The sequence below is a fragment of the Marinobacter sp. G11 genome (assembly GCF_021282325.1).
Taxonomy (GTDB): Bacteria; Pseudomonadota; Gammaproteobacteria; order Pseudomonadales; family Oleiphilaceae; genus Marinobacter; species Marinobacter vinifirmus.
In genome coordinates this window covers 1-714 of sequence record NZ_JAJSPB010000112.1, presented here as the reverse complement: position 1 = coordinate 714, position 714 = coordinate 1, and the positions used below count along the sequence as shown (strand labels likewise).

Below are 714 nucleotides of genomic sequence, written 5' to 3'. Positions count from 1 at the left end.
ATTACCAAACACCGGATGAGGTGTACTACCAACAACCCATGACCCTGGCAGCTTGAGCCGGGAATACAGCCGGATCAGAGCTTAACTGCACCTTCAGGCTGTCCAACTGATGGGGTCCACCTCAAATGGCGGCTACGGGCGACGACCCTTGCCGAGCTTTCGAGGGATTAGCCAAACAGCCCTTCAACGCTTTTAAAAAGCGCTTTGGGGTGTAGATATTTTTCTTATAGTTTGTCCGAAAAAACCTGAGCGTAGCCTCTGGCATGCTCCTCCGATCAAACCGATACCAGAGCTTTAATACACCCAGCAAGTCTCTCTTGCGTGCCCAGCTTCCGATAGAACGAGGGAGCAGATACAGAGGAAGAGCAGATCCAAAATCGATTATTTTGGGATCCCCGGAAGTCGAGCACAACACGTTACCAGAATTACCCAGGTCCAGATGGACAACGCCGTACCGATGCAACTGCTGCACAGATGCGTAGAGCTTCACGAAGAAATCTTCAGGAATCGCTGATTTTCTGAAGGCATCTTTCAAACCGATGCCATCGATATATCGATATGTGATCGTCCACGGATCGTCAGAACAACGTAAGCGTTCATTCCACGACGTAGTTGACCTACTTCACGTCACGCAGAGGCCTTAATAACTCCGGCGAGACCTTGTACTGTTTGGGGCCGTCCTCGGCCAGAACAATCACACTCTTGCGGTTGATC

General features: G+C 50.6%; 1 protein-coding gene. It reads right to left on the bottom strand.

Translation table 11 applies throughout. The annotated features are described in order from the left end of the window. Positions 1-121: 121 nt before the first annotated feature. Positions 122-535: a hypothetical protein gene (locus LWH94_RS19280; RefSeq protein WP_232903316.1), complete on the bottom strand. Its 414-nt coding sequence runs from the start codon at positions 533-535 to the stop codon at positions 122-124. Positions 536-714 lie beyond the last annotated feature (179 nt).